Genomic DNA, 19120 nt, shown 5'->3' on the forward strand with positions numbered 1-19120 from the left:
TAGCCATTAAAACGGAATTAACAGGAGGTACAACTTTGTTCAGCAATAAAGAAGCATTCAAGCAGGCTTTTCGAGAACAGCTGGTCGGAAGGCTGGGCAAACCGATGCAGGAGGCTCAGTCGGAAGACGTATATAAGGTTTTGGGTGGCATGATTCGTGAACAAGTTGGCAAGAATTGGGCAGAGACCAACCAAGCCTACAAAGAAGGGCAAGAGAAGCAGATTTATTATTTTTCACTTGAATTTTTAATAGGTCGCCTATTGGGCAGTAATCTGCTGAATTTAGGCGTATTGGATATGGTTAGGCAGGCATTAGGGGAATTGGGCTGGGATCTGGAGGAAATTGAAGAGCAGGAAGCGGACGCAGGGCTGGGCAATGGCGGTCTTGGCCGTCTGGCAGCTTGCTTTATGGACTCCTTAGCATCCCTTGGCTATGCAGGGCATGGCTGCGGGATTCGATATAAATACGGTCTGTTTGAGCAGCGTATTGTGGACGGAAATCAGGTCGAACTGCCGGATTACTGGCTACAGAAAGGCAATGTATGGGAGGAACGCCGTCCTGACAAAAAAGTCGAGGTTCATTTTTGGGGACGTGTTGAAACTCGTGAACAGGAGGGACGTCTCGTGTTCGAGACACGGGATGCCGAAACGGTCTGGGCTGTCCCTTACGATATTCCGCTGGTTGGCTACGGTCATGCGCAGGTAAATACGTTGCGGATTTGGAGTGCAGAATCCGCGCTTGATCCCGTTCGAGGACCGATTCGAGGCGAGGGCGGTTACTACCGCTTTCTCGATTACAATCGATCGGTAGAGTCCATCTCGGCATTTCTTTATCCTGATGACTCCAATTATGAGGGCAAGCTGCTTCGTTTGAAGCAGCAGTATTTCCTCTGCTCGGCCGGATTACAGAGTATTTTGCGTACGTTTGAGAAGCTTCACTTACCTTACAGCCAGTTACCCAATAAAATAGCACTGCACATTAACGATACCCATCCGACGCTGGTTATACCAGAACTGATGCGCATTTTGATGGACCTGAAAGGCTTGGGCTGGGATGAAGCATGGGATATTACGACACGGACCGTTTCATATACGAATCATACGATTTTAAGTGAGGCGCTGGAACAATGGCCCGTCAACATGGTGCGGGAACTGCTTCCTCGTATTTTCTTGATTATTGAAGAAATGAACAAACGTTACTGCGCTATGCTATTAGAGCGTTATCCGGGTCAGGATATCAAAATTGGTGAAATGGCGATTATTCACGGTGAACAAATTCGCATGGCTCATTTGGCCATCGTCGGTAGCCACAGTGTTAATGGAGTAGCAGCACTGCATACGCAAATCTTGAAGGAACGAGAGATGAAGTCATTTCATGAATTGTATCCTGATCGCTTTAACAATAAAACAAATGGGATTGCTCATCGCCGCTGGTTGATGCATGCCAACCCGGAGTTGGCAAGCTTATATGATGAGACCATTGGAATACACTGGAGGACTCGTCCACGAGATCTCATCGATCTGCTTCGTTACAGTGAGGATGAGGCGTTCCAGAAACGGATTCAGGCGATTAAACGAAAAAATAAGATCAGGCTGGCTGAGCATGTGTTTGCAAAACAAGGTGTACGACTGGATACCTCCTCTATTTTTGATGTACAGGTCAAACGGTTACACGGATATAAGCGCCAATTGCTCAATATTTTGCATGTGATGCATCTATACAACCAGCTCAAAAGAAATCCTGCGCTGGATGTCACGCCACGCACCTTTATTTTTGGTGCGAAAGCAGCCCCTGGTTATTTTCTCGCCAAACAGACGATTAAGCTCATAAATAACGTGGCAGATACGATCAATCGGGATGTAGATGTCAAGGACAAGCTGAAAGTGGTTTTCCTTGAAAATTATTCGGTCTCACTAGCGGAGCTGATTATTCCTGCAGCGGATGTCAGTGAACAGATTTCTACGGCCGGCAAGGAAGCATCAGGCACAGGGAACATGAAATTTATGATGAACGGCGCGCTCACACTGGGTACATTGGACGGAGCCAATGTTGAAATGCACGAAATGGTGGGTGATGCCAACATGTTCATTTTTGGATTGAAGGTCGATCAGATTGAGGACTATTATCGGAATGGACAGTATTCGGCACGCAAAACAGCCAACAGTGATGAAAGACTGCGTGAGGTGCTGGACCAACTGGTAAATGATGCACCTTTTACGCGGCATGAACGGGAATTTGAAGCCATTTATCAATCGCTGATTGATCATAACGATGAATACTTTGTGCTTAAGGATTTTGCAGCTTATGTGGATACGCAGGTTCATATTGAACAGGTGTATCGCAATCCTTCGGAGTGGACGCGACGAGCCATTGTGAATATGGCCCATTCCGGAAAATTCTCCAGTGATTGTACAATTCAGCAGTACGCGACTGAGATTTGGGACCTTTTACCTTTATCCAGCGATGTCAATAAGCGAATTGTGTTCTAAAATAGCGAAACAGGCGGAATGGCATTGCTTTTCGAACGCTGAGGGTTATAATGACAGTATAGACTAAGTAAGGGTGGGGCGATGGTTGTACTCATCCTAAACTTGAATTTGTACTGTTGAAGGAGTCCTCCTATTGATAAAGTTCAATCCGAAAAGGCTCAAACCTCATAAATCAAAGAAGAAATACAATGTGTTTCAAAATATATGGCGGGCGATTCGTCTAAATTTTATCAAGCTGTTGCGCGCCCCTGGTGGAGTTAAAAAAATCTCTTTGGGCTTCGCCATTGGCTTTGGGCTGGAGATGATCGTGATTTCTACGGCCTCTCTGGTATACCTCGTGTTCTATCCGATTGTTCGGCTGTCTGGTGGTTCACTGCCTGCAGCCATCGTGGGTAATGTTGTAGGCAAGCTGACCTTTTTGCCGATTGTGCTAATGCCCTTTGCCAAGCAACTGGGAGCTTGGATTTATCCATCACATTATCCGGTACATGTTAGGGGCGGTCGGCTGCACGAGCATTCTTTTATGGAGCTTTTTCACGGTAACTGGTCTGTATTCAGAGACTTACTGCATGGAGGCTTGCACATTCTAATTGGTATGTCCATTTTTGGTATCGTACTGGGTATAATCTCGTATTTTGTTATTCAGGTTTTGTATAACCGTTCGCTGCACAAACGCTTGGAAAAGCGGAAGCTGCGTCATGGAGCAGGATTTTCGCCTACCCGATTGCTGAAGAATGGATAATTTAATGCAAAAGAAGCTCCTTGAGCCTGTCTTGTAGGCCTAAGGGGCTTCTTTGGTATTAAGCAACCTTTTACTTTTGTGTCACTACTGTTGTGGGAAAAATCAATAAAAAGGGTACATTCTATTCACTGGAAGTTATGCCTGTAAATAGAGTTCGGAATTAGCCAAATTGATTTTTACAAAAAGCGTATGATTTTCACCAGAGTCATACGCTTTTTTAGCAACAAGGTTTATAGCATTAGCTTCATTCGCTCGAATCGTTTACAATACGGTGCATACAACATTGGACGAAAGGTTAATGTACATATGAGGAGTGGTGAAGTTGCGGAAGATATGGCAAATCTACTTAACAGACTGGAAAAATGTATTCAAAGTATCGACCGGGACTTTATTAGTCATTGGCATCATTCTTTTGCCTTCTGTCTATGCTTGGGTCAATTTGAAAGCAATGTGGGACCCGTATGCGAATACGTCTGGTATAAAAATTGCAGTAACCAGTCAAGATCAGGGTGCTGAGGTGAATGGTAAAAAGATTAATATCGGCGACGAGGTTATACATAACCTTCAAAATAACAAGAAGCTGGGCTGGACTTTTGTCAATGAAGCGGAAGCACGAAAAGGGGTGCTGAACGGTGATTATTATGCCAGCCTGCTGATCCCAAAAGATTTTTCGAAGAAAATTACAAGTGTGCTTACAGAAAATCCGCAAAAGCCGGAGATTGATTATGCTGTGAATGAAAAAATCAACGCGGTAGCTCCGAAAATTACATCTTCAGGGGCAACCTCTCTGACAAACCAAATTAGTCAAAACTTTATTGAAACGGCCAGCCAGGCTGTTTTGACGAAATTAAAGGAGGCCGGAGTAAAGCTCGAAGAGGAACTTCCGACGATTCGCAACATTGAAAATCGGGTGCTGGAGCTGAATAATCGATTGCCTGATATCGATCGGTTGGGTAAGCAGGCATTGGAGCTGGAGCAGAATTTACCAAAAATTAAGGCTCAAGGGCAAAAGATTATTGCATTGAAGGAAAAAATACCTGAAATCAACCGCGCTGGCGATCTGGTGCTCAAAATTGACAAGAACCTCCCTGAACTGGACAAGGTAGCCGCAGTGATTTTGGATATCCAAAAGAGATTGCCTGATATTCAAAAAGCCGGTGATCGAATTGTTGAACTGGATCAGAATTTCAGTAAGGTAGAAAGTGCACTCGCTACCGCTTTGGAGGACACGCAAACAGCCCTTAAGGTCATTAATGCTGCCCGGACAGCCCTGCCGGAAGTACAAAAAATAGCCGATACAGGCAAGGATTTTACAACCGGTATACTTGACTTTCTGGATAAAAACGAGGGTGCGCTTGATTCGATTGGAACTGTAGTTAAAGAAGACTTACAGCTGGTGCAACAAATTGCGAATGAAGTTTCACAGATTACAGGCATCATTCGTGGCGTGGATTTTGATCCTAAAGCCGCACAAGCTGCGGCGAATCGGATTAGCGGCAGACTAACGACTGCTGTGGGTGTGCTGGATCATATTTCTCAATTGTTGAACCGTGTGAACGGATATTTGCCTAGTCAGCCTCTGAATTCACTTATTTCCCGGGTAAACGGGGTAGAGGATCGCTTTCGCCGATTGAATAGCACGGTCACTAGCATCGGGGATGCTATTCAGCGTGGTGAGAAACCAGCCCAAAATCTACTGGATGACGCTGACCGCCTTGCAGGCGAAATCAGTAGCGGAATTGACAGCATTTTGAACAATTATGATGCGGAATATGCACCTGCCATCCAAAAAGCGCTGGATCAAATCAAATCCGTTGCCCGCAACTCTGCCAATGTGCTGGCTACAGCTCAAGAACAGCTTCCTAACATTGAAAAGCTACTAAATGACGCACAGGTTGCGGCCGAATTCGGACAGCAAGAGCTAACACGTCTCCAGCAGGACTTGCCACAATACCGTCAAAAATTACACGAAGCCGCTACGACAATTCAGGGACGCATGGGTGAGTTTACGAATGCTGTGAACAAAGCCGCAGACTTCGTGAAGCACGATTTGCCAACGGTTAAAAGTAAAATTCATCAGGCAGCAGACTTTGTACGTAATGATTTGCCAAAAGCGGAACAACAGTTTGTTAAAATGGCAGACTTGATTGAAAACAAATTTCCTGAGGCTGAAAAAGCGGTACACCAGGTAGCCAATTTTGTGAGAACCGATCTTCCTGCTGCCGAGGATTCCATACGTCAGGCCGCAGACACAATCCGCAAGCTTAAGGGCGAAAATGCACTTGGCAGAGCGATTGCGTTGCTTAAAGGGGACGTAAAAAAAGAAAGTGATTTTCTCGGCAGTCCAGTATCGCTGAAGCAGGAGCGGATATACCCGATTCCTAACTATGGCTCTGCGATGTCGCCTTTTTACACTACCTTATCGATTTGGGTAGGTGCGATGTTACTGGTCTCCATGTTCAGGGTAGATGTGGATGACCCGGAAGGGCAATATAAAAGCTACCAAGTATATTTTGGACGGCTAATGACATTTTCCACAATTGGTATTTTTCAGGCGCTGAGCGTATCGCTAGGAGATTTGTTCCTGCTAGGAACATATGTAGATGCCAAAGTAGCATTTGTACTCTCCTCTATGCTGATCAGTCTGGTATTTACGGCCATGACCTATACCTTGGTTTCGGTGTTCGGCAATATCGGGAAAGGTCTGGCAGTCATCCTGCTGGTACTTCAATTCTCCAGTTCAGGGGGGACATTTCCCATTGCGACGAGCACATCTTTCTTTCAGACCTTGAATCCGGTCGTACCGTTTACTTACGCGGTTAGTTTGCTGCGGGAAACGGTAGGAGGGATGTTGCCTTCAACGGTCACACGAGATGTAGTGATGCTATTTGTGTTTATCGGCATTTGCTTCCTGTTTGGCTTGGTGCTTAAGAAACCGCTCAGCAAAACTACGAAGAAAATGGCTGAGCGTGCAAAAGAAACAAAATTGATTCCTTGATGGTAAAAAAGAGAGTGAGTTACGGTGGGTGAAGAGTGCTCTGCTGGCAACCACCGTATAGTCATCTTTCTTAACATTTGGCGGGTAGTGTAGGGGAGGGCCTTCGCATGTAATGCTTCGGCATGGTGCGGAGGCCTTTTTTGCATGCGCTATCCAACTTTTCAAATCCATTTTGGGGTGTTTCAAAGGGGGTTATTCTGGTGAATGAAGTGGGTATGGTCTTTTTTTATGCAATTTTTGCGGAATTTAAAAAAATCCTTAAGCAAAGGCGGGAGACAGTATGGAATATTCATACTTAGGCAAGTCAGGCCTGAAGGTTAGTCGGTTATGTCTGGGCACAATGAATTTCGGACCGGAAACTGAAGAAAAGGATGCTTTTAAAATTATGGATGCCGCGCTGGATGCGGGCATTAACTTCTTTGATACGGCTAATGTATATGGCCATGACCGCAAAGGCTGGACAGAAGAAATTATTGGACGCTGGTTCCAACAGGGCGGTGGAAGACGCGAGAAGGTCGTATTGGCGACCAAGGTATATGGAGACATGAAAAATGAAAATGACGGACCCAATGCAGGGTCGGGCTTATCTGCATACAAAATTCGCCGTCATTTGGATGCGTCGCTGAAACGTCTGCAAACAGACCATATAGAGCTATATCAAATGCATCACATTGACCGCAACGTGTCATGGGATGAGCTATGGGGCGTATTTGAGTCCGTGGTGGATCGGGGACAGGTTGGCTATATCGGTTCCAGTAATTTTGCGGGCTGGCACATTGCGGTGGCGCAGGCCGAAGCGAAGGCACGACGTTTTCTGGGACTGGTATCGGAGCAGCATTTGTACAACCTGAACGAACGTTCCGCTGAACTTGAAGTATTACCGGCAGCTCAAGAGCTCGGTCTGGGTGTAATTCCATGGAGCCCGTTGGCGGGTGGACTGCTGGGGCGCAATGCGTTAGCGGGTACAGGTTCCCGCAGCGCACGTGCCAAGGAAAAGGTTGAGCAGAACCGTGCGAAGCTGGAGCAATTTGCAGCATTGTCACGCGAGCTAGGCGAAAAGGAAGATGTGATTGCCCTAGCATGGGTGCTATCCCATCCGGCTGTAACGGCTCCAATTATCGGACCACGGACATTAGAACAGTTAGAAGATGCTCTGCGGGTACCTGAGGTTAAATTAAGTGAAGATGTGCTTGCCAAGCTAAATGAGATTTTCCCGGGCCCAGGTAAACCTGCACCAGAAGCCTACGCTTGGTAATATGGATTGATCATAAATCGGCAAAAAGCAGCAGATCAGAAGCATCCTTTCTGATCTGCTGCTTTTTTGGTTCTTTATTGAAGCTTAAACGATCAGGCAAGAACATATATGCGCTAAATGGAATCTGCCTTTTTAGATCGTATGTGCTGAACAGCCGTCTTTTGATGGGATATAAAGCTGTGCAGACTCATGCCAAGGATGACGATGAACATTCCCAGCCATGACCAAGCAGACGGGATCGGGATTGATAAAAAGATTAATTCTCCTATTAGTGCAAAAAGCACTTCCAGCGATTGTGTGGCTTCTACTGTAGCCAGCTTTTGCATATTTCCATGTACCTGATCTGTAGCTTTAAAAAATAAAACCGTAGCCGTTACCCCTGAGAACACGGCCACCAGTGCAGACTGCATGGCCTGATCCTTGCTTGGCATTCCTGCGCTGAACATCCCATACAACGAAAGCAATAACCAAAAAGGCAGGCTGGCTATAGTCATTCCAAGCACACGTTGATAGGCATCTAACCGCCCCGCACAGACTTCCATCATTTTGCGATTTCCTAATGGATAGGCGAAGGAGGCCAGTATGACAGGCAATATACCGAATAAAAGATCTTGAGTAGAAATTGATTGCGCCTGTTCGACCTGCATCACAATAACTCCGATTAAAATAACCAGAGACATTAACAGTCCTTGGACGGGGATTTTCCCTCTTACTTTGACAGGGCCGTTCTCCGTTTGGAGAACCTCAGTAAATAAAGGGACAAGCAAAGAACCGGAAATAATGGTTAATTGCCAAGTCCCCGCGATCAACCACCCCGGTGAATATGCCGATGCGAAGCATAACGGAGCATAAAATAAACCAAATCCAATAAAGCTCCACCACAGCCACGTTCCCGGTTGTTCCTTCATGACTTTCCACAGAGGCTTGAGCTTATGCTGGGCCATGACAATGACGAATAGCATAGGAACCATAAACAGATAGCGTAATGAAGCACTCCAGACCCAGCTCCCGCCAGACAGCTCCATGGACCGGTTAAGAACAAATGTAAAAGCAAAAAAGAAAGCCGCTAACACACCTAACCCGATTGAACGCATAGCATTCTCCTAATCCTTAAGTATCGTTATTTTTCATTTAATAACTTTAGATCATTGATTTCAAGAGTTTATTTACAGTTGACAAGGAATAAGGAATGCTGTATATTTCTGAATGCTGATTTAATAGTAATGATTACGATTAATATGATGATAAGCCAATATTTAAGGGAGTGGAGAAGTAATGAATAAGAAACCAATCCCGGTAACCGTGTTGAGCGGGTATCTGGGTGCAGGAAAAACAACGATTTTAAATCATATACTAAACAATCGAGACAAAATGAAAGTAGCAGTCATCGTTAATGACATGAGCGAAGTGAATATAGATGCCGAGCTTGTTAAAAAAGAGGGTGGCTTGTCCAGGACAGAAGAGAAGCTAGTCGAGTTGTCTAATGGTTGTATTTGCTGCACATTGCGTGAAGATTTATTGCTTGAGGTCAAGAAGTTGGCAGAACAAGGCGCGTTCGATTATATATTAATTGAATCTACAGGCATCAGTGAACCCGTCCCCATTGCTCAAACCTTTACATACGCAGATGAAGGAACGGGCATTGATTTAGCTTCGCTGGCAAAACTGGATTGCATGGTGACTGTAGTCGATGCAAACCGTTTCTGGCATGACTTTAAATCGGGAGAAACGCTGCTGGATCGCAAGCAGGCTACTGGTGAAGATGATACACGTGATATTTCTGACTTGCTGATTGACCAGATTGAAACATGTGATGTGTTAATTCTGAATAAGTGCGATCTCGTTCAGCCCGTAGAGCTGGACAAGCTGGAAGGTGTGCTGCGGAGATTGCAGCCTGAAGCCCGAATCATTCGCACCTCTAAGGGAAAGGTCGCGCCTTCCGACATTCTGAATACGGGGCTGTTCAACTTTGACAAAGCTAGTCAATCCGCTGGCTGGATTCGCGAGCTGGAGCTGGAAAGTCACACACCGGAGACGGACGAATATGGAATCAACTCCTTTGTTTATCGCCGTAGAAGACCGTTTCATCCTGCAAGATTGGCAGAATTTATGAGCTGCTGGCCGGAGGAAATCGTCCGCGCCAAAGGTTTGGTCTGGCTTGCGACCCCGCAGGATTGGGCAGCGAGTATCAGTCAGGCAGGACCATCTATTCAATTTGGTCCAGCGGGAAGCTGGCTTGCGGCGTTGTCAGAAGAAGAACGGCAGGAAATCGTCGCAGCCAATCCTGAGGCTCTGGACCATTGGGATGAGCAATGGGGAGATCGCATGAACGAAATTGTTATGATCGGTATCGGAATAAATCGAATGAACCTGGAAGAAGAGCTAAATGAATGTCTGCTGAACGATCGCGAAATGGATATGGACTGGTCCAGCTTTGAGAATCCGTTGCCTTGGCCGACATGAAAAACTAATTGATCCATTCAGTAATAAAGTCCATACACTTTTTGGCGGCCGGAGCCATGTTCTTTAACGAGCCAGTAGCGATACCAACGGAACGGAAATATAGTCCATCCAAAGACCGAATACAAATTTCATAAGGATTTTGAACTAACATCATTTCCGGCAAGATGCTTACGCCCAAGCCATTTTGTACCATAGCCATAATGGCATGATCGTCCTCTAATTCATATTTGATTTTCGGAGCGAGCTTGTGCTGGGAAAAAATTCTCCGTACATCTGTGTCACAGCCTGAAGCCGGCATAATGAAGGGTTCGTTGAGAAGCTGTTCTACACGTATGGTTGTCTGCTCTCGAAGCAAATGATTAGATGGAAGTATGCACAGCATTCTTTCTTTTTTTAACGGCAATACTTCCAGTCCATCGAGAGTGGGCAAATTAACGAAGCCAAAATCAGCCTCTCCGCTGGCTATCCAATTCTCAATGTCATGGTAGTTCCCGTCGAGTAATTTCAATTCAATAAGTGGGAACTGCTCGTTAAACTTTTGGATGATCCCAGGCAACCAATGGATGGATACACTTGAGAATGTACCTATTTTTACAGTTCCGGTTTCCAGTCCTTTGATGAGGGCGACCTCCTGATACAGCTTTTCATTCATTTGTATGATTTCTCTGAAATGCTTCACCAGACGTTCTCCATTGCTGGTCATTTGTATACCTGAGCGACCTCTAATCAAAAGAGTCAGCCCCAGTTCATGCTCCAAAGCAGAAACGGCATGACTAATAGCGGATTGTGTAAGATTGAGGAGTTCTCCTGCTTTGGTAAAGCTTCCTGCCTCTATTACGCTAAGAAAAACCTTGTATTTAAACAAATTCATATGTCCTCCAACTTAGAATGAAATATATTCATATATAGTATCATATATATTCATTTTTTTTATCTCAGCTATGCGGTTATAATCGAAATTGAGAAAAATGACGATTAACCATTCATTTCTGGGAGGTACCTATGAGTTCAATTGCAAAAACACCACAGCCCCCTTATTATGCAGCTATTTTCACTTCTGAGCGTACGGAAGGGGATGGCGGATACGGACAGATGGGAAATAAAATGGTGGAACTGGCTGCCAAGCAGCCTGGATTTCTAGGTGTGGAAAGTGTTCGGGATCAAGACGGAGTGGGCATCACAGTATCTTATTGGGAATCCTTGGACGCTATAAAACATTGGAAACAGAACGGGCTGCACAAGGTAGCACAGGAGAAAGGGAAATCCGAGTGGTATAAAACATTCGGTTTGAGAGTGAGTAAGGTAGAACGAGATTATTTTTTTACAGTGTAAATAAATATGCATAGCGGCTCTGTCGTCAAAAAAAGAGCGTCTTCCAAGCCATAAATGGCTGGTAGGACGCTCTTTTTTTCCTTTTTAGTTCCCATGTTTATACGCTTATGGGCTATACGTATGTGGTCAGGAGTTAGAGGTATTTATCGGCTTCATCTCTTGTATAGCTTCCTTCAAACTTTGTGAGCATTGCTCATATAGCTGTTTTCTTTGCTGCTCACTGGAACCAGATGCGAGCTTTTGCAGTTCAGTAGTGCATTGCTCCAATAGAGTCAGCACGGCTTGATTAGAGTCTTGTACTTTGGATTGTTGTACATTATCGCTATATTGGTCAATGTAGAGTTCTCCTTGTGTATCCACTTGGGCGAAAAACACATCTTTGACCTTTAGACTCTTTTCCTTAAGCTTGGCATCCAGCCATTGCTGAGTAATTCCCATATATGACATTTGCTGCTCCATGAGTTGTCCATCCATAATGACTACTGTTGGTTCCTTCTCCGGTAATTGCAGCATATTTAGATCCTTAAGCGTCACAGGCTGTTTGTCTTTGGTTAACAGCACATTGACTTCGCCACTGGTTTCCATAAGAGCAAATTCCACGTCAGATACTTTAAATACATTCTTGCTTCGAAGCTGCTCCATGAGCTCATCCAGAGTGAGCCGTTCTTTTCTCAGATTATCCTCTAAAATTTTGCCGTCTTTGATCAGGATTGTTGTCCTTCCATCTGATATATCTCTGATTTTCTTGCTTTTAATTTGCAGATATTCTATGCCAAGTGTTGTCAATACCCATACTGACAAGGCTATGAGGCCTAAATACCAAGTGGATTCACGCTCCATAGGAATGGTAGCGGCCAGGTTACCTATCGTGATTCCTGTTATATATTCGAACAAGGAAAGCTGGGATACCTGACGTTTTCCAAGAATTTTGGTGATCAAAAATAATATAGCGACAGCCATTAATGTGCGTGTAGCAACCTCGGCCCAATCCTGCATTTGTCCAACCCCATTTCATTCCGCCGCAAGGGCGCTAATATTCCAAGGATATCCGCGTCAAGGCTCATTTAAACTTCAATTCCTCTAAATTAAATATCCATGCTGCTAAAAAGCGCTGAAATACAATACAAAATTAAAATTTTCTATCGTTGAATTAGGATTGTCTATTACACAAGCGATTGACGGAGAAGAGGGTGGCAGGATACATTGTATATATAATTCTTATTTAATTCATCGGGATTATAAACATTAAACTCACGGAGGTATGTACATGTCGTCCAAACCTAAAGTTGTATTGTGGAGCAAAACCGGCTGTCATTTTTGTGGAGAGATCAAATCGTACCTGGAATCTCAAAATCAGCCGTATGAAAATATTCAAGTGGACGGAAATGATGCACTGCGTGATGTGTTAGAAACTAAATATGGTATTCGTTATGTTCCTGTCGTAGAGATAGGTAGAGATAACAAATATGAGGCACTCCTTAACCCGGATCTAGAGGAGCTGGAAAAAGTGCTGGAAAGATATAATCAAGCGGTATAAAACGTTAGGAAAAGATAGCAGCGAAAACAATCGTTAGCCTTAGAATAACAATTATATTTATGAGAGGTGGAAGGGTTATGGCTAAGAATAGACAAATTAAATTTGGTGCAATTATTCACGGTGTGGGCGGAAGCATGACGACCTGGCGTCATCCTGATGTACCTGCGGATGCAAGTGTTAACTTTGAATTTTATAAAACGCAGGCGCAGAAGGCAGAGGAAGGGAAATTTGATCTCGTATTTATCGCAGATGGCCTGTTTATTAACGAGAAATCTATTCCTCACTTTCTGAACCGTTTTGAACCGATTACGATTTTGTCTGCTTTGGCTGGGGTGACAAAGCATATCGGACTGGTAGGTACGTTATCCACTTCCTATAGCGAACCGTTCACAGTAGCACGTCAGTTTTCCTCCATCGATCATATTAGCGGAGGGCGCGCAGGCTGGAATGTGGTGACTTCCCCGCTGGAAGGTTCTGCGCTCAACTATAACAAAGGTGAACATCCATCGCATCCACAGCGCTATAAAATTGCCGATGAATATTTGCAGGTCACCAAAGGACTGTGGGACTCATGGGAAGAGGATGCGTTTGTTCGTGATAAGGAAGCCGGCGTATTCTTTGATCCCGACAAACTGCATACACTGAACCACAAAGGTGAGTTTTTCTCTGTACAGGGCCCGCTAAACATTGGACGATCCAAGCAAGGACAGCCGGTTATTTTCCAGGCAGGTTCCTCAGAAGATGGCAAAAACCTGGCTGCCAAGGAAGCGGATGCTGTATTTACAGGACATGAAACATTGGAGGAGGCGCAGCAGTTTTACCGTGATGTGAAAGAACGTGCGGTACGCTATGGCAGATCGGAAGAGGATATTGTCATTTTGCCTGGCATTTCGCCGATTATTGGCAGCACGCCAGAGGAAGCGGAACGTAAGTATGAGGAGATTACTAATCTGGTGACGATTGAGGCTGCATTAAAATATTTAGGCCGTTTTTTCGATCATCATGATTTCTCACAATATCCGCTGGATGAGCCATTCCCTGAGCTTGATGGTATTGGCAGTAATTCATTCCGGAGTGGTACAGATAAAATCAAACGAACAGCCAAAGAGCAGAATTTGACCCTGCGTGAGGTTGCATTGCGTTCAGCAACGCCGAGAACCTCTTTTATTGGAACTGCTGAGCAGGTAGCGGATCGAGTGCAAGAGTGGTTTGAAGGAAAAGGCGCAGACGGATTCATTATCGGTTCCGACGTGCCAACGGGCCTACATGATTTTGTAAATCTGGTTGTGCCTATTTTACAGGAGCGCGGTATTTACCGGCAGGATTATGAATTTAGCACACTGCGTGAAAACCTGGGCGTGCCTATTCCTGAGAATCGTTATACAGCAGCCAGATCCAAAGTGAAGATTGATGCATGACAGAAGGAGGGAATGAGATGTCCAAGGTTGTCATCCTATCAGGCAGTCCGTCCACACAATCCCGTTTGTACGGCTTGATTCACTATACAACTGAGCAGCTGCAGGAGGTTGGAGCAGAGGTCACGCTACTGAATGTGGTCGACCTGCCAGCTGAGGATTTGATTAAAGCCAACTTTAATAGTCCGGACGTCACAGCATCGCTTGCGTTGCTTGCAGACGCAGATGCCGTCATTGTGGCTTCACCAGTCTATAAAGCCGCCTATTCAGGGCTGTTGAAAATATTTCTGGATCTGGTTCCACAGGAGGGACTGAGAGAAAAACCTGTCTTGCCTTTATTTATTGGCGGTACACTGGCCCATTTGCTGGTCATTGACTATGCCCTGAAGCCGGTGCTCAACGCGCTGGGGGCAAGACATATTCTTGGAGGTGTATATGCGGTGGACCAGTGGGTCGAGCGCCTGCCGGATGGAGCATATGGATTGTCCGAAGAGTTGGTTGTACGATTGGAACGTTCTGTTAAAGAACTAAATGAGCTATTGAAGTTATAGATATTTTCAATATTTCCATTGACAGGTCGTTCAGTGAGTTTTATGATACAAAAAACCAAGTTAACTCATTGGATAAATGTATATAAAACTTACTGGGGGACTTGCGTATGAATATCGAGAATATGGAAGCCTTTGTATACGTGAATCATTATGGAAGTTTTAACAAGGCGGCAGAAGCGTTATTCTTGTCACAGCCCTCTGTCACAGCCCGGATTCAGACGCTGGAACGCGAGCTTGAATGCAAGTTATTCGACCGCCAAAGCAAGCAAACAATTCTGACCGAGGATGGACGAAAGTTCCTTCCTTATGCGGAGCAGATGCTCCAAGTGCTGCAAAAAGGGAAGCAAAAGCTTCAACAGCGCAAGAAAGCCCCTCAGCAAATTCGAATTGGCTGTACAATATCGGTGTCGAACTATATCATTCCTGAAATATTAAAACAGCTTCGTGCTCGTTATCCGGAAGTTAACTACAAAATTGTGACGGCTACGACGGATCAACTGGTACATAAACTGTTGAACCGTGAGGTAGACATTAGTTTTGTCCGTAAAGTCATGCATCCGGCTATTCGTACGCTTGCCTTTTATGAAGACCCGATTTCTCTGTATGTATATGAAGGCCACCCGTTTACGAAGACAGGCAAGGCTAGTATACAAGATATCCAACGTGAAACACTGGTGTTTTTTGAATGCGGATCATTAGATTGGATGAGGATTCATCGATCTTTTGAATCACTGGAGCAGCCACCGGATATCGCTTTTCAGGTAGATAATGTGGTCACGGCCAAAAAGCTGGTATTGCAAGAGGCGGGCATTGCCTTTTTGCCGGATGTCTGTGTGAACCGTGAAGTGAAGGATCAGAAGCTGTTCCGCATTCATGTTCCAGAGGTGGCTGGGGTATCTATGCAGATTAGCATAATCGCGACCAAAGAAGACTGCGCAGTGACCTCGGATTTTGCAGATGCACTGACAGAAGGCTTCCGGGAGGCTGTTTTGTTATAGAAAAGTTCTATAGGTTGGTGGATTGACGTATTGATTTCCAAGTGTTAAATTAATCACATCCTAAAACCAATTAAGTTTATAGGAATTATAAAATATGAAATGTTATAGCTATCATGTATGTCGCAAACTGCTGATATGCAAAGAGATGAGGGGGATTCATATGAAAAAGTGGTTTGCAATATTGTCTGTTATGGCAATCATTCTGGTGTTGGCAGGCTGCGGTTCCTCAGATGACACGTCTAGTGCGTCAGGTTCAAGCGGAGACGTGAAGAAAATTATCGTAGGCACAGGCACTCAATTTAAAAATGTATGCTTTATTGACGAAAATGGAAATTTAACAGGCTTTGATGTGGAGCTGATTAAGGAACTGGACAAGCGCCTGCCTCAATACGAGTTTGAATTCAAAACAATGGATTTTGGAAATCTGCTGCTCAGTCTCGATGCCGGCAAGATTGATATGGTATCGCATCAAATGGAGAAAAACCCGGAACGCGAAGCCAAGTATCTGTTTAACAAAAATCCGTATAGCATTTTTCTGAACAGAGTGGCTGTAGCAAAGGATAATAATAACATTCATTCCATTGATGATTTGAAAGGGAAAAAGGTACTCACCAGTCCAACCAGTAATGCGGCGTATGTGCTGAAAGAATATAACAAAACCCATGGAGATGCTCTGAATATCGTGTATACGTCTGGTGCAGCCAATGATACAGTGCAACAAATTACGAGCGGTCGTATAGATGCGACCATTACGACAGATTTTGCGAACCGTTTTAACACTGATGAAAAAGGAGAAGTAGCATTGAAAACCGTTGGTGATCCTTTGACTCAATCAGATGTACTGTATGTACTGAACAAAAATGAGCAAGGATTGGCGGATGATCTGGACAAAGCCATTCAGGAAGTGAAGGACGACGGCACGTTGTCGAAGCTGAGCATCAAATGGCTTGGAGAGGACTTCACGAAGTCCCTGGAGGATGTGAAAAAAGAGGGCTCCAGCAGTAAGAAGTAAGGATAGACTTGGACATTTCAGCGGTCAGGGTACTTCATGTATTCTGACCGCTGATGTATAGAAAGGAGGCAGGCATATGAGCAGAGAGTTCAATATTGATTATGTTTTTAGCTTCATCCCGAAAATGCTGTCCTATTTGCACATCACCTTGTTTATTGTGGCAAGTTCGCTTGTGTTGGGACTGATCATTGGTCTGTTGGTTGCGCTGCCTCGCATGTATAACATTCCATTTCTCAAACGTGTTTCTCAGGTGTATGTCTCCTTTTTCCGTGGAACCCCTATTTTAATTCAATTGTTTCTAGTGTATTACGGCCTGCCAGAACTATTAAAGCTGGTGAATATCAATTCCTCCAGGTGGGATGTGCTGTGGTTTGCCATAGCGACCTATGCGCTCAATAGCGGAGCTTTTATTTCTGAAATCATCAGGTCTGGCGTAGAAGCTGTAGATCGGGGACAAATCGAGGCTGCACAGTCAGTCGGCATGTCAGGGTATCAGACTTTTACACGTATCATCTTGCCGCAAGCGCTGGCTGTGGTGGTTCCGGTATTTTCCAACCTGGTCATTGGCAATCTGAAGGATACTTCGCTGGCGTTTACGATCGGTGCGATGGAGATGACAGGAAAATCGCAAACACTGGGTTCGGCTACCCAGCATTTTGTGGAAACGTATATCGCATTGTCTCTTATCTATCTGGTGATCAGTCTGATTGTACAAAAATTATTCAAGGTGCTGGAAAATATACTTCTCCGGCATGAGCATAGAGATTCGGTGCAGAAAGAGCCTGCAAAACGAAAAGGTTTTGTGGTGCGTTATCTGAGAAGTCCTCATCTGAGTAAAGGAGGTAAAGGCATATGAGTCTGGACTTTGGATTTGTATACACCGCCTTTTTAGGATTGTTCTCCGCGTTGCCCAACACTTTAATCATTACAGTGGTTTCCGTGCTGGCAGGGTTGGTCATCGGAATTATAACGGCGTTGGCACGCATTTATAACATTCCTGTGTTGTCCCAGATCTCTCACGGATACGTTACTTTTATTCGAGGCACACCGATGCTGATGCATTTGCTGCTTATTTATTTCAGTTTGCCCTTGTTGATTGATGCAGGAGCGAAGCATTTCGGATGGTCGCTGCATTCCAAAGATATACCTTATATGGTATTTGCACTCATTTCGTTCTCCATTACCAGCGGCGCTTATATGTCTGAGGTCGTTCGCTCTGGAATCCAATCGGTCAACAGGGGGCAAATTGAGGCGGCCTATGCGGTCGGTATGACGACATGGCAAGTATTGAGACGCATCGTATTTCCGCAGGCGTTCGTGGTGAGCTTGCCGAACCTGACGAATTCCGTTATTGGGATGCTGCATGGCTCCACCTTGGCCTTCACAGTTTCGGTCACCGAAATCCAGGCACAGGCTGAAATTATGGCATCCACAAACTGGAAATATTTAGAGGTGTATATCGCGGCAGCACTGCTATTTTGGGGTTTGACGGTATTAATTGAGCGGATTTCCGGCTTGGTGGAGAAAAAAATCAACGTGTTTAATGGAGGTCGAGCATCATGATCCGTCTGCAAAATATTACAAAGTCGTTCGGCAAACATGAAGTGCTCAAAGGTATTGATTTGACTGTGAACAAAGGCGAGGTTGTCGTTATTTTAGGACCAAGCGGTTCAGGAAAAACGACCTTGCTACGCTGCATTAATTATCTGGAAAAGCCGAACGACGGAGAAGTCAGCATTGGCGATTTTACCGTGAACTGCAAGCGGCCTGCGCAGAAGGATGTTTTGGCCTTGCGTAAAAAGACAGCTATGGTCTTCCAGCAATATCATTTGTTCAAGCATAAAACTGCGCTGGAAAATGTCATGGAGGGACTCGTTGTTGTCCGCAAGGTTAAGCAAGAGGAAGCCAAAAAAATCAGTATTGAAGTGCTGGAAAAGGTTGGCCTCGGCGAAAAACTGAATCATTATCCGAGCCAGCTATCCGGCGGGCAGCAGCAGCGTGTCGGCATCGCACGCGCTTTAGCGCTGAACCCGGAGGTAATTTTGTTCGATGAGCCGACTTCGGCGTTAGATCCTGAACTGGTAGGTGAGGTGCTGTCGGTGATCCGCAAAATCGCAAAGGAAGGCATAACAATGATTGTTGTGACACATGAGATGGGCTTTGCGCGTGATGTTTCTAATCATGTGGTTTTTATGGATGGTGGTCATATTATCGAGGAAGGCACACCGGACGCTATTTTTAATCACCCCAAAGAGGAACGTACCCAGCAATTTCTGAAGCGAATTACACCAGAATATAACTATTCCATTTAGACGGGAGAGGCAGAAA

17 protein-coding genes are annotated in these 19120 nt (G+C 44.9%); 14 read left to right on the plus strand and 3 right to left on the minus strand.

Going from position 1 to position 19120, the window contains the following annotated elements:
- The first annotated feature begins 35 nt into the window (after positions 1–35).
- The 4 genes from ABEW32_RS22425 to ABEW32_RS22440 all read left to right on the plus strand — a co-directional run bounded on the left by ABEW32_RS22425 (position 36) and on the right by ABEW32_RS22440 (position 7484).
- Positions 36–2489 (plus strand): glycogen/starch/alpha-glucan phosphorylase, encoded by a 2454-nt coding sequence (locus ABEW32_RS22425; RefSeq protein ID WP_430191888.1) that lies wholly within the window; start codon positions 36–38, stop codon positions 2487–2489.
- Positions 2490–2622: 133 nt separating this feature from the next.
- Positions 2623–3231 carry a DUF2062 domain-containing protein gene (locus tag ABEW32_RS22430; RefSeq protein ID WP_013370880.1) on the plus strand — a complete coding sequence of 203 codons (609 nt, stop codon included), beginning with the start codon at positions 2623–2625 and terminating at the stop codon, positions 3229–3231.
- Between the two features lie 322 nt (positions 3232–3553).
- Positions 3554–6229: a YhgE/Pip domain-containing protein gene (locus tag ABEW32_RS22435; RefSeq protein ID WP_430191890.1), complete on the plus strand. Its 2676-nt coding sequence runs from the start codon at positions 3554–3556 to the stop codon at positions 6227–6229.
- 280 nt (positions 6230–6509) lie between these two features.
- Positions 6510–7484 (plus strand): aldo/keto reductase, encoded by a 975-nt coding sequence (locus ABEW32_RS22440; protein WP_430191892.1) that lies wholly within the window; start codon positions 6510–6512, stop codon positions 7482–7484.
- Positions 7485–7597: 113 nt separating this feature from the next.
- Here the strand turns inward: ABEW32_RS22440 and ABEW32_RS22445 are convergent, their stop codons facing one another.
- On the minus strand, positions 7598–8578 hold the full coding sequence (locus tag ABEW32_RS22445) for a DMT family transporter (RefSeq protein ID WP_430191894.1): 981 nt from the start codon (positions 8576–8578) through the stop codon (positions 7598–7600).
- A gap of 181 nt (positions 8579–8759) precedes the next feature.
- Between ABEW32_RS22445 and ABEW32_RS22450 the strand changes: the two genes are divergently transcribed.
- Positions 8760–9947, plus strand: coding sequence for a GTP-binding protein (locus ABEW32_RS22450; RefSeq protein ID WP_430191896.1), 1188 nt, complete (start codon positions 8760–8762; stop codon positions 9945–9947).
- 4 nt (positions 9948–9951) lie between these two features.
- Here the strand turns inward: ABEW32_RS22450 and ABEW32_RS22455 are convergent, their stop codons facing one another.
- Entirely contained in the window at positions 9952–10818 is an 867-nt protein-coding gene (locus ABEW32_RS22455) for a LysR family transcriptional regulator (RefSeq protein ID WP_430191898.1), read from the minus strand.
- A 131-nt stretch (positions 10819–10949) separates the two neighbouring features.
- Here ABEW32_RS22455 and ABEW32_RS22460 point away from each other — a divergent pair, with 131 nt between their 5' ends.
- Entirely contained in the window at positions 10950–11279 is a 330-nt protein-coding gene (locus ABEW32_RS22460; RefSeq protein WP_430191900.1) for an antibiotic biosynthesis monooxygenase family protein, read from the plus strand.
- 126 nt (positions 11280–11405) lie between these two features.
- Here the strand turns inward: ABEW32_RS22460 and ABEW32_RS22465 are convergent, their stop codons facing one another.
- Positions 11406–12275 (minus strand): DUF421 domain-containing protein, encoded by an 870-nt coding sequence (locus ABEW32_RS22465; RefSeq protein WP_430191902.1) that lies wholly within the window; start codon positions 12273–12275, stop codon positions 11406–11408.
- Between the two features lie 271 nt (positions 12276–12546).
- Here ABEW32_RS22465 and ABEW32_RS22470 point away from each other — a divergent pair, with 271 nt between their 5' ends.
- The 8 genes from ABEW32_RS22470 to ABEW32_RS22505 all read left to right on the plus strand — a co-directional run bounded on the left by ABEW32_RS22470 (position 12547) and on the right by ABEW32_RS22505 (position 19104).
- Positions 12547–12816 carry a glutaredoxin family protein gene (locus ABEW32_RS22470; protein ID WP_430191904.1) on the plus strand — a complete coding sequence of 90 codons (270 nt, stop codon included), beginning with the start codon at positions 12547–12549 and terminating at the stop codon, positions 12814–12816.
- A 77-nt stretch (positions 12817–12893) separates the two neighbouring features.
- On the plus strand, positions 12894–14234 hold the full coding sequence (locus tag ABEW32_RS22475; RefSeq protein WP_430191906.1) for an LLM class flavin-dependent oxidoreductase: 1341 nt from the start codon (positions 12894–12896) through the stop codon (positions 14232–14234).
- A 17-nt stretch (positions 14235–14251) separates the two neighbouring features.
- Positions 14252–14782 (plus strand): NADPH-dependent FMN reductase, encoded by a 531-nt coding sequence (ssuE, locus tag ABEW32_RS22480; RefSeq protein WP_430191908.1) that lies wholly within the window; start codon positions 14252–14254, stop codon positions 14780–14782.
- A gap of 107 nt (positions 14783–14889) precedes the next feature.
- Positions 14890–15780 (plus strand): LysR family transcriptional regulator, encoded by an 891-nt coding sequence (locus ABEW32_RS22485; RefSeq protein ID WP_430191910.1) that lies wholly within the window; start codon positions 14890–14892, stop codon positions 15778–15780.
- 160 nt (positions 15781–15940) lie between these two features.
- A complete protein-coding gene (locus tag ABEW32_RS22490; protein ID WP_430191912.1) occupies positions 15941–16792 on the plus strand; it encodes a transporter substrate-binding domain-containing protein in 852 nt (283 codons plus the stop codon).
- Positions 16793–16868: 76 nt separating this feature from the next.
- Positions 16869–17648, plus strand: a complete 780-nt coding sequence (locus tag ABEW32_RS22495; RefSeq protein ID WP_430191914.1) for an amino acid ABC transporter permease — start codon at positions 16869–16871, stop codon at positions 17646–17648.
- Entirely contained in the window at positions 17645–18355 is a 711-nt protein-coding gene (locus tag ABEW32_RS22500) for an amino acid ABC transporter permease (RefSeq protein WP_430191916.1), read from the plus strand. Before ABEW32_RS22495 ends, ABEW32_RS22500 begins: the two co-directional genes overlap by 4 nt.
- Entirely contained in the window at positions 18352–19104 is a 753-nt protein-coding gene (locus ABEW32_RS22505) for an amino acid ABC transporter ATP-binding protein (RefSeq protein ID WP_430191918.1), read from the plus strand. Before ABEW32_RS22500 ends, ABEW32_RS22505 begins: the two co-directional genes overlap by 4 nt.
- The last annotated feature ends 16 nt before the right edge of the window (positions 19105–19120 follow it).

Origin of the sequence: Paenibacillus jamilae (assembly GCF_050482105.1) — a bacterium.
Classification (GTDB): domain Bacteria; phylum Bacillota; class Bacilli; order Paenibacillales; family Paenibacillaceae; genus Paenibacillus; species Paenibacillus jamilae_B.